Origin of the sequence: Aeromonas sp. 159, from assembly GCF_963862045.1 — a bacterium.
GTDB lineage: Bacteria > Pseudomonadota > Gammaproteobacteria > Enterobacterales > Aeromonadaceae > Aeromonas > Aeromonas veronii.
Genome location: NZ_CAWLMI010000055.1, coordinates 1 through 10,553 on the forward strand (window position 1 = coordinate 1; position 10,553 = coordinate 10,553).

7 protein-coding genes and 1 pseudogene are annotated in these 10,553 nt (G+C 59.4%); 5 read left to right on the forward strand and 3 right to left on the reverse strand.

The genetic code is table 11. The annotated features are described in order from the left end of the window. A pseudogene (locus AACR14_RS11080) lies at positions 1-91 on the forward strand (protein tyrosine phosphatase); the annotation flags it as partial. Here AACR14_RS11080 and metA read toward each other — a convergent pair. Next, positions 92-1,039, reverse strand: coding sequence for a homoserine O-acetyltransferase MetA (gene metA / locus AACR14_RS11085; protein ID WP_019446225.1), 948 nt, complete (start codon positions 1,037-1,039; stop codon positions 92-94). A 144-nt stretch (positions 1,040-1,183) separates the two neighbouring features. Between metA and AACR14_RS11090 the strand changes: the two genes are divergently transcribed. From AACR14_RS11090 to yidA, 4 genes are all read left to right on the forward strand, one after another. Continuing rightward, positions 1,184-2,422: an HD-GYP domain-containing protein gene (locus tag AACR14_RS11090; protein ID WP_019446227.1), complete on the forward strand. Its 1,239-nt coding sequence runs from the start codon at positions 1,184-1,186 to the stop codon at positions 2,420-2,422. A gap of 53 nt (positions 2,423-2,475) precedes the next feature. Then, a complete protein-coding gene (locus AACR14_RS11095; protein ID WP_019446228.1) occupies positions 2,476-3,624 on the forward strand; it encodes a competence/damage-inducible protein A in 1,149 nt (382 codons plus the stop codon). Between the two features lie 250 nt (positions 3,625-3,874). Then, positions 3,875-5,542: a DUF342 domain-containing protein gene (locus AACR14_RS11100; protein ID WP_019446229.1), complete on the forward strand. Its 1,668-nt coding sequence runs from the start codon at positions 3,875-3,877 to the stop codon at positions 5,540-5,542. 114 nt (positions 5,543-5,656) lie between these two features. Continuing rightward, on the forward strand, positions 5,657-6,466 hold the full coding sequence (gene yidA, locus AACR14_RS11105; protein WP_019446230.1) for a sugar-phosphatase: 810 nt from the start codon (positions 5,657-5,659) through the stop codon (positions 6,464-6,466). Positions 6,467-6,575: 109 nt separating this feature from the next. Here the strand turns inward: yidA and AACR14_RS11110 are convergent, their stop codons facing one another. Together AACR14_RS11110 and tmaR are read right to left on the reverse strand one after the other, a co-directional pair. Beyond that, positions 6,576-9,659: a transglycosylase domain-containing protein gene (locus tag AACR14_RS11110; RefSeq protein ID WP_019446231.1), complete on the reverse strand. Its 3,084-nt coding sequence runs from the start codon at positions 9,657-9,659 to the stop codon at positions 6,576-6,578. 208 nt (positions 9,660-9,867) lie between these two features. After that, positions 9,868-10,185: a PTS system regulator TmaR gene (gene tmaR, locus AACR14_RS11115; protein WP_005336024.1), complete on the reverse strand. Its 318-nt coding sequence runs from the start codon at positions 10,183-10,185 to the stop codon at positions 9,868-9,870. Positions 10,186-10,553: the final 368 nt, after the last annotated feature.

Consider the following 10,553-nt stretch of genomic DNA (forward strand, 5'->3'; position numbering starts at 1 on the left):
CATCAAGGCCCACAGACCCAAGGCGTTTACCCTGGCCTGCCACCGCCAATGGCTCGACCAGCTGGCCGAGCGGCTGGCGCAGGGCGACTGACTACTTGCCTCCCTGGTCGTAGGTAAAGACCTTGCCGATATCTTCCACCCGATAGCTGGTGAGCTGATAAACGTAGTAGTTGAGCCAGTTGGCAAACAGCAGATGACCGTGGCTGCGCCAGCTGGCGCGCGGGGTCTTGCCCGGATCGTTATTCGGGTAGTAGTTGACCGGAATGGCCGGGTCGAGCCCCGCCGCCAGATCCCGCTGATACTCCCCGTCCAGCGTCAGGGCATCGTACTCCGGGTGCCCGGTGACAAACACCTGACGACAATCCTTGGTCGCCGCCAGATAGACCCCCGCCTCTTCTGACTCGGCAAAAATCTGCAAGTCGGTCTGGGCACGGATCAGATCGCCATCAAACGCCGCATAGCGGGAGTGGGGCGCGACAAACTCGTCATCGAAACCGCGCAGCAACGGCTCGTGCTCATCGAGGCGATGGTGGCGGTAAACCCCGGAGAGCTTCTCGCCGTGGGTCTGCTTCTCCATACCATACAAGGCTTTCAGCGCCGCCTGCACCGCCCAGCAGAGGAACAGGGTGGAGGTGACATGCTGATGGGACCACTCGATGATCTCGACGATGCGCGGCCAGTAGACCACCTCCTCGAACTCCACCAGCCCGAGCGGCGCCCCTGTGATGATCATGCCGTCGTAGTTGTTGCCACGCACCTGCTCGAAGTCGTGATAGAAGTTCTCCAGATGGGCCTGCGGCGTGTTCTTTGACTCCCTGTCATCGATGCGCAGCAGATCCACATCCACCTGCAGCGGCGAGTTGGAGAGCATCCGCATCAGCTGGATCTCGGTCTCAATCTTTTTTGGCATCAGGTTGAGGATGAGCACCCGCAGCGGGCGGATGTTCTGGGTGACGGCCCGGGATTCCGTCATCACGAAGATGTTCTCCTGCCCCAGCACTTCGGCGGCGGGTAACTGATCCGGGATCTTGATCGGCATGCTTACTCCCTGTACTGCATCAGTAAATATGTCTGGACATCCAGAAGCCTATAATAAAGCTCCTGCCCTGTCATCAGATACCTTTTGTATTCACCCCCGCCTTTGACTAGCATACGGCTCAGTGTGTCTCCTGCTTCCAAGATAATGACCGGTATCAAGATTTCCGTAGATCGACTGCAAGTCGGCAACTATGTATCCCTGCCACTGGGGTGGCGCGAACACCCGTTCCTGTTTTCCAGCTTCAAAATCAAAAGTGAAGAAGAGATCGAGCTGATCCGCCGTCTCGGCCTGAAACTGGTCACCATCATTCCCGACAAGAGCGACGTTCCGCCCAAGCCTCTCAATCAGGTACAGCCTCAGCAACAAGAGAGCGCAGACGCCGCCCAGCGCCAGGCCCAGATGCAGCAGGAGAAGGATCGCCGCATCGAGCAGTTGCAACTCTATCGCCGCAACCTGCAGCAGTGCGAGAAACAGTTCCAGCAGTCGCTGGCGCAGGTGCGCAGCGTGATGAGCAAGATCCAGTCCCGCCCCCTCAATGCCATCGGCGAGGCGCAGGAGCTGGTCAATGCAATGACAGAACAGCTGCTCTCGGTGGACGAGATGGTGCTCCATCTGGTCTCCGACAGCGAGGATGGCAACAACCTCTACTTCCACTCCCTCAATGTGAGCGTGCTCAGCATGCTGCTGGCCAAGGAGTGCTGCATGACGGCCGACGAGATCCGTCAGGTCGGCATGGGGGCTCTATTCCACGACATTGGTAAATTGAAGATCCCGAGCCAGATCCTGCGCAAGACCGAGCCGCTGACCAAGCCGGAACAGAACCTGATGGCCCAGCACCCGCGCTACGGGCTGGATCTGCTCAATCTGGCCAAGGATTTCCCAGCCGAGGCGAAGGGGATCGTGCTCCATCACCACGAATATCTCGATGGCAGCGGGCCGGAAGGGCTCAAGGCTGGCCAGCTCGATCCGCTGACCCAGATGGTGTCGCTGATCAACGAGTACGATAACCTCTGCCACATGCAGGCCAAGGTGCCCTACTCGGCCCTGAGCGGCCTCTACAAGCAGCGCAAGGCGCAGTTCAATCCGGAGTACCTCAGCATGCTGATCCGGTTGATGGGGATCTATCCCCCCGGTAGCGTGGTGCAACTCTCCAACGGTCAGGTGGGGCTGGTGATGTCGGTCAACGCTTCCCGCCTGCTCTACCCCTCGGTGCTGGTCTACGATCCGCGCATCCCCCGTCAGGAAGCGGCCATTATCGATCTGCAGCAGGCCGAACTCTCCATCGCCAAGGTGATCCACCCCAAACGGCTGCCACCCGCCGTGTTCGAGTACCTCAATCCGCGTACCCGGATCAGCTACTACTTCGAGCACAACAAAGCCTGATTGTGTTGGCCCGAGGCCAACCATTGCCACCCGTTTAATCCAAGGAGCCCGCCATGCGTATCGAGATCATCAGTACCGGAGACGAAATAGTGACGGGTCTGGTGGTGGATACCAACGCGGCCTGGCTCAGCGCTCTGCTGCTGGAACAGGGGTGGCAGGTGCGCCGTCGCCTGACGGTGGGTGACAACCTCGCCGACCTGAAAACGGTGCTGCAAGAGAGTGCCAGCCGCACCGAGGTGGTGCTGGTGTGTGGCGGGCTCGGGCCCACTGCCGACGATCTCACCGCTCAGGCCGCCGCCGAGGCCTTTGACCAGCCGCTCACCCTCTTCCCCGACTGGCTTGCTACCATCACGGCCCGCTACGCCAGCCGTGGCCGCCCCATGGCACAAAGCAATGCCAAACAGGCATGGCTGCCACAGGGGTGCGAAATCCTCGACAACCCGGTTGGCACCGCCTGCGGCTTTGTGGTGCGAAGTGGCCAGAGCCAGCTCTTCTTCACCCCGGGCGTGCCGTTCGAGTTCAAACAGATGGTGCGCGAGCAAATTCTGCCGCGCCTCAAACAGCTGGCCGGGGCACAGATCGATACCGAGCTACGTCGCTTTTACACCTTCGGCGTCTCGGAGTCGGCACTCAGCGATATGCTGGATGCCTACCCCTGGCCAGCTGGTATTGAGCTGGGTTACCGCTCCTCCATGCCCCTCATCGAGCTGAAACTGATCGGCCACGGCGCCAGTGCCGCTGATATGGAGAGTGCCGAGCGCCGACTGCTGGATACGATCCGCCCCTGGCTGGTTGGCAGCGGAGATACGGAACCGGCGCAGCAGATCCTCGCGCTGCTGCAAGGCAAACCGCTGGCTCTGCTGGAGGGAGAGAGTGGCGGCGCTCTGCTGGCGCTTTGTCACGGCCATCCCCGGCTGGAGGCCAACTTCAGCACGCAACTGGCCGATGAGCTGGCGCAACTGCCGACAACCGATGCGGGCCTGCAACTGACCATAGGGCGAAAAGGGCCAGAGGGGGTGCCACTGCTGCTCAGCGCCGATGGCATGCACATCGGTCAGACGGTCAAGGTCCGCCACCCCGACCCGGAGAGCCGCCGCAAGATCCTCGCCTTTGCCGCCCTCGACATGCTGCGCCGCCATATGCTGGGTGAGCCGGTGCTCGGCGATTACCTCACCTTGGCCAGAACAGCCCAGCGCAGCTGATAACCACCGCCCCTGCCAGCGACCCTATGTTGCTGGCGCTGCGATCCGCCTTTTCACGCCATTGCCAAACAGCACCCATATTTATCCGGCCGCCATCACCGATTTGACTTCAATTCATTGACCATTCAGAGGAAATATCTGAATACTGCCCACTCTCAGGGATGGCGACTCGCTTTATTAATCATTGAGAGATTAAATGACAGTAGAGGAGCGAGCCGATCGTTCCGTTCTCATCCAGCAAGGAGATGCGGTGTTAAGCAAAGAGTGGTTGCTGCTATCAAGCGATATGGAACTGGTCTGCCTGCGGATTGCCGCCGGTCTCACCAAACCTGTCACGGAACAGGATGTGCAGGCTCTGCTGCTCGCTTCCAACTGTCGCCGCTATCAGCCGCTGCCCGAGGGGATCAAACAGGCTATCAGCCTGCTTAATACCCTGCTCACCAACCCTGCCGCCCCCGTCCCCGCCAACCCCATCCCTGTCGGCAAGCGTCAGGATGCCCGACTCGCCGTAATAGTGGAGAAGGATCGCATGAGCGCCATCGCCCAGATCACTGCCGACTGGGGTGGCAAGTATGTGACGCTGGAACAGCTGCAAGAGGCGATCGCCATCAGCGAAATCAAACAGGGGGTGAGTGAGCAACTGCTCACCGCAGCCATCCAGTCAGCCAAGGAAGCCGCCCCCGGCAGTCAGCTCAAGCTGGTGATTGCCAACGGCCAGCCTGCCGTCAATGGTCAGGACACTCGCTATGAGCGGCTGGTGGAGACCCCGGCCGAACGGATCCTCAAACCGCAGGAGCTGGGTCATGGCAAGGTCGACCTGCGGGATCTCGGCTCCATCGTCACCGTCAAGGCAGGCGCTCCGCTGATGCGCCGTCATCCGGCCACCGTCGGGGTACCCGGTTTTACCGTGACCGGTCAGGACCTGCCCGCCAAGGATGGCAAAGACAGTCCGATGAGCGCTGGCGAGGGCACCTTCATCTCCCCCGACGATCCCGACCTGCTGATTGCCGGTCGGGCTGGCCTGCCCTGTCAGGAGAAAGCGGGCATGAAGGTGGACGAGGTGCTCAGCGTCAAACAGGTGGATGCCCGCCACGGCCATATTGATTTTGAAGGGGGCTTAATCGTCAGCGGCGACGTCAACCCGGGTATGAAGATCCGGGTCAGCGGTGACATCGTGATTGGCGGCTTTATCGAAGGAGGCTGGATCGAGGCGGGGGGCAGCATCACGGTACGCCACGGCATCATTGGCCGCCGCAACGAGCAGGGGGAGTACCTTTGCCAACTCAATGCACAAGGGGAAATCCACGCCAGCTACGCCCAGTATGCCCAGCTGGAAGCGGGGGGGGATATCCAGATCCAGAGCCAGCTCAGCCACTGTTACTCCCGCAGCGGACAAGATATCAAGGTAGGTGACAGTAACATGCGCAAAGGCACTCTGCTGGGGGGGACCAGCATTGCCAATCGCCTGATCATGGCTCCCAGCCTGGGGGCCGAGGCCGCCAACCATACCCGGCTGCAGATCCTTGGCGGCTACTTCACCCACAAGGAGCAGGAACACCAGCTCAAGCTGCGCCAGCAGGCGTGTCAGGCACAGCTGGAGAAAATCAAGGAGCTGGTCATGAAGTTGCTGCAACTGCCCGGCGACAAGCGCAATCCGGATACCCTGCGCAAGCTCAAACCGATCCGGGACCATCAGCTGGCCGAACTGACCCAGCTCGATGAGCAGCTCACCGCCAACCAGGAGGAGCTGCGAAACTTGATGGCTCAGATGGAGGTCATTGCCACCCAGCACCTCTACTCCGGCATCGAGGTCGAGATGGCCAGCTTCAAACGCAAGGTTACCATCACCCGAGGCCCTACCCGCCTGACCATCCATGATGAAACCCTGGAGATGACTCCTTACGAGGGACACAAATAGCTCAACCGGCACGCCCCCATCGCTGAACCGGCCGTGATCCCGCCGCCGATTTTCGCTACACTCGCCACTTCCTTGGCCCCACCGGGCGGGCCACCCAGACTCAGGTAGTGAGAGATGTACAAGCTGATCGCATTGGATATGGATGGCACCCTGCTCAACCCGCAGGGCCAGATTACTCCCCGCACCCACGCCGCCATCAGCGCCGCGCGCGCCAAAGGGGTAACCGTTGTGCTGGCCTCCGGCCGCCCGCTGGAAGGGATGAGCCGCTATCTGGAAGAGCTCGGCCTCACCACAGAGCATGACTACGTCATCTGCTACAACGGCGCCCTGGTGCAACAGGTGGCCGATCAGCGCATCATCCGCAGTCAGCTGCTGACCGGCAGTGACGCCAGCGCCGTCGCCAAACTGGCTGATGAGCTGGAAGTGAACGTCCATGGTTTCTCAGTCACCCGTGGCCTGATCAGTCCCCGTGTCAGCACCTATACCGAACACGAATCCCACCTGATCGGCATGCCGATCAATCTGATCGACTTCGCTACCCTGCCTGCCGACGAGCAGATCATGAAGGTAATGATGATCGACGAGCCGCCCCAGCTCTCCCGCGCCATCGAGCGACTGCCTGCAGAGCTCTATGAGCGCTATACCGTGGTACAGAGCGCCCCCTTCTTCCTCGAGTTCATGAACAAGCAGAGCAACAAGGGAACCGGCGTGGCCGCACTGGCCGAGCACCTGGGCCTGACCGCCGCTCAGGTGATCTGCGTCGGGGATGCGGGCAACGATCGCCACATGATCGAATACGCAGGCCTCGGGGTTGCGATGGGCAATGCCACCGACGAGATCAAGGCGCTCGCCCAGCACACCACTGCCCGCAACGATGAAGATGGCGTAGCTCAGGTGATCGAGCAGTTCGTACTGAACGCCTGATCGTAATCGAGCGCTGCTGCGTCCGATGAGGATATAAAAACGGGGAGGCTGTCAGCCTCCCCGTTTTTTCTGGTTAGTTATCTGCGTGATGAGCGTTAATTCGCTCGCATCACTGGTTCGCCAGACACTGGGTATGGGAGCCCGGTTGCAGGTAAGGCGTCAGCAGGGGAGCCATCCCCTTGAGCACCTGCACCGGCAGCGCCGAGGTGAAACGGAACTTGTCAGACTGGCTACCCGGTACATAGGCGGTCAGGGTACCGAAGTGATCCTCACCCAGATAGAAAACGAAGGTCGCGGTGCGGTTGCGCGCCAGTGAGCTGGTCACGTTGCCATAACGACCCACGGTTTCAATCCGGTTATCCCCGGTTCCGGTCTTGCCCCCCATCTGCAGCACAGTGCCATCCGGCAGGGTAAAGGCACCGGCGATACGTCTTGCCGTGCCCCCTTCAACCACCTTGGAGAGCGCACTGCGCAGGGCGGCCGCCACCTCTGCTGGCATCACCCGGGTACCCTCGGTGTGCTGCGGCTCAAACTCGGTCTCGAAGGGCGTCCCCTTGGCGAACGAGAGGTGCTCGATACGCAGGGTTGGCGAGCGGACACCGCCATTCTGGATAATCCCCATCAGCTCGGCCAGTGCAGCCGGACGATCGCCGGAGCTGCCCAAGGCAGTCGCCAGTGAAGGCACCAGATGGTCGAACGGATAACCGAGCTTGGCCCAGCGCTGATGGATATCGAGGAAGGCTTCAACCTCCAGCATGGTGCGGATCCGGCTGTCACGGGCACTGCGATGGCGAGTCTTGAACAGCCAGCTGTAGACCTCCTGCCGCTCGTCACGACTGGCCGCCACCGCGTCGGCAAAGGTGGCCTTGTCGAACTCCTTGAGATAGGCCAGCAACCACAGCTCCAGCGGGTGAACCCGGGCGATGTAGCCCTGATCCGGCAGTGAATACTTGCCCGGGCCATAGCTGACGTAGAGCTGATTAACCCGCTTGGCGCTCAGCTTCTCTCTCGGCAACCGCTCCGCCAGGAAGGCAGCAAAAGCAGCTTCACTGGCTTCCGGCATCAGGTAGCGGTGAACCGCCGCCAGACGTACCGCACTCGGCTTGAGACCGTCGAGGAAGGTATCGAGTTGCTCCTCGGGGGTCTTGCCGCGATATTTGCGCCAGAAGCGCAGCAGATAGGTCTGGCCCTCTTTGTCGGCAAATTTGGCCAGATACTCCTGACGGCGGGGATCCTTGTCATCCTTCAGCAACTGGGCACGGTTGCCCTCCTTGTAGAGGCTGTAGCGCACGATATCGCGCATCAGCCGCACAAAGGGCAAGTTAATCGACTCACGCAGAGAGTCACGCAACGTCGGAATACGATTGTTATCCTCGCGGCGGAAGTTGTTGAAGGTGTGCATGCCGCCACCGGTAAAGAACCCTTCGTTGGGGCTGGCGGAGTATTTGCGATCCAGCGCCGCTTCCAGCATTACAGGCAGGCTCTTGTCCTGAGCCGTCATCAGATAGGAGATGGCCCAGCGGCTGAGGTTGTCCTGAGAGACGGCAGCCAATTTACGCAGATTCTCAACCGGCATCCCGGCATAGTTGTCGTGCAGCTCGGCCACGATCTCCAGATAGGTAGTCAGCACCCGAAGCTTGGCGGTTGAGCCCAACTCCAGCTTGGAGCCTTCGTTAATATCGAACGGCTGATCAGTGTTGTCGGTCTGCACCCGCACCTTGAACCCTTCCGGCGACTTCTCGAACAGGGTGAAGCTGTAGCGCACATCGCCCGTCTTCTCAGGCGAGAGCAGGCGCTCACCAAACAGCCCTACCTGGGCGGCAAACGTCGGGTCGGCCAGCTGTTGCAGATAACGGGAGATTTCGTTCTGCAGCGGCATGTTGAGGCTGGTATCGGCCGTCAGGTCCATCCGATCGAGGTCATAGAGCTGCACCCCGAGCTGGCGGCTCAGGCGAGTACGGGCAACTTGCAACCCCTTGTTATTGTTCACCCGGGTGATAGCCGGGGACTGCAGGAAGTCACGGAACGTAATCTTGGCCTTGAGCGCCGCCTCCATCAGAGATGGCGTGATCATCCCCTCCTGCACAAACAGGCGCAGGTAGCTGTCGGTCAGGGTAGCCAATGCCTCTCGCCCTTGAGCCAGATAGTAAGAGGGACGGCGGTGCGCAATCATCAGCGAGACAACCTGACGCAGGGCAAGTCCCTGTTCGGCCAGCGGCGCATTCTGGTTGCGGGCGGGATCCAGCAGACGGTTCACGTCATCGACGTTGGCACCAAACCAGACCCAGAGACCATCTCCCAAACCATGCACCTCACCATATCCCGGCGCAGCCGAGAGCGGCACCGAGTTGAGATAGGCCCAGGCGACCAGTTTGCGCGCTTCGAGGGTTTCCGGCCCGAGACGATAGGCCCGCACGCTGGCAGAGGCCATCTGACGGATCTTCTCGGTCGGCGACAGGGTCAGGCCATCCGGCGAGTGGCGATACTTCTCCACCTGGGTCGCCAGGGTACTGCCACCGGCAGATTGATCCTGCATATCGAGCGCCTTGCCCACCTGGGAGAGCGCCGCCTTGGCAAAACGGGGCCAGTCGACCGCCGGGTTGGCCAACGGCTCTTCGTTGCTCAGCAGATCGCGGTTCTCGATAAACAGCAGCGACTGGATGACGAGCGGCGGAATGGAGTCAAAATCCGGATAGTGATGGGTCGGATACTTGAATTGATAGAAGGGCTCGGCGCGGCAATCGTGCAACGTCAGGCCAGCCTGCACCTTCTCGGTATAGGGCACGAAGAAGCCTCGACTGGCGTAGTCATAGAGCGCGTCGGAGAAATGCACCTGCTTGCTGACTTCATAGCCCCGCTGAAGCAAACGCTCCTGCATCATCGGCAGTTGCACATAGCCGAGCCGCTTGTCGAAAGGGCCATCCTCAGGGAAAGCGATCTGCTTGCTCTGGCCAGGCTCGACCTGATAGGTGAGATTGGCAGCATAGCGGGAGATCTCCTGAGATTGCAGCTTCGAGGTTTTCATCTCATAGCCAACCAGAGCGATCACCGCCCCCAGGCACAATAAAAAGAGAAAACAGAACAGCCAACGCCACCAGGGACGACGCTTGCGCTTTGGGTTCCCGTCCGAGGTCTGGACAGATGAATCTTGAGATGCCACTTGTGTCAAATCCGTCTGTTCTGATGCGCCCATATCAGCTCCACCATGGTTGCGCAATTTATTGTGTTTCACTCAAGCTTAGTCTTTTCAAGTCAATGGCTTGAAACTATTGACCGCTTTGTGGTGATGGTAACAGGGCAATTCTAAAAAGGGGAGCCGATTGTTGCAGGAGTGGCAGAGATCCGAGCTGATAACAAAACACCGGCCAGTGGCCGGTGTCTCTTAAGCGAAAGCGCAACGCTTATTTGTGAGAGCTCATGCCCTTCAGTTTGGTGCTCAGCTCTTTACGCTCTTTGGAGAGCTCGGCGTTCTTGATGATGTGGTCATCCACGCGCTCTTCATAGTCGGCACGCATGTTGGCGATGATCGCCTGCACATCATCAATGCTCATACCCGGCTTGATGTAGTCGCTCAGGTTGTCGAGCAGCAGCACGCGCTTCTGGTTGTCACGGATCTTCTTCTCGTTATCCGCAATTTCACGCTTGAGTTTGTTCTGGCGACGGGACATACGCACATATTCCAGTACATCGCTGAAGGTGGACTTGTTTACTTGTTCCATATCGATACCACTGACTTAAGGTTGATAAAAACTGGCCAAGTTACACCTGGAACCCGGCAAACTCGGCGCGGGACAGGCAAACTCAAGATGCCCTTACTCTACCGAGTTATAAACGAGATACAACCCTAATCGCGCACCATGAACAGAGTTTGGCCAAAAGTAAACCAGTTAAAATGGCCAGTAATCCATCAGATAAGGGCTTGATATAGATAGAAAATGGAGGAGATAACAGGGTCTTAGTTCTCTTCCTCTAGATAAATGCTAACACTGGCTGCTTAACACGCTAAAAACAGCAGAGCCCAGTCTCACGACTGGGCTCTGCTGTGCAAATCTGTGGTTCTTATGGACAAAACCGCCCATAGCAAAAA

What these genes read in the sequence shown, in the direction of transcription:
- metA (WP_019446225.1), bottom strand. Translation starts at nt 1,039, where the DNA reads ATGCCGATCAAGATCCCGGATCAGTTACCCGCCGCCGAAGTGCTGGGG.
- AACR14_RS11090 (WP_019446227.1), top strand. Translation starts at nt 1,184, where the DNA reads ATGACCGGTATCAAGATTTCCGTAGATCGACTGCAAGTCGGCAACTAT.
- AACR14_RS11095 (WP_019446228.1), top strand. Translation starts at nt 2,476, where the DNA reads ATGCGTATCGAGATCATCAGTACCGGAGACGAAATAGTGACGGGTCTG.
- yidA (WP_019446230.1), top strand. Translation starts at nt 5,657, where the DNA reads ATGTACAAGCTGATCGCATTGGATATGGATGGCACCCTGCTCAACCCG.
- AACR14_RS11110 (WP_019446231.1), bottom strand. Translation starts at nt 9,659, where the DNA reads ATGGGCGCATCAGAACAGACGGATTTGACACAAGTGGCATCTCAAGAT.
- tmaR (WP_005336024.1), bottom strand. Translation starts at nt 10,185, where the DNA reads ATGGAACAAGTAAACAAGTCCACCTTCAGCGATGTACTGGAATATGTG.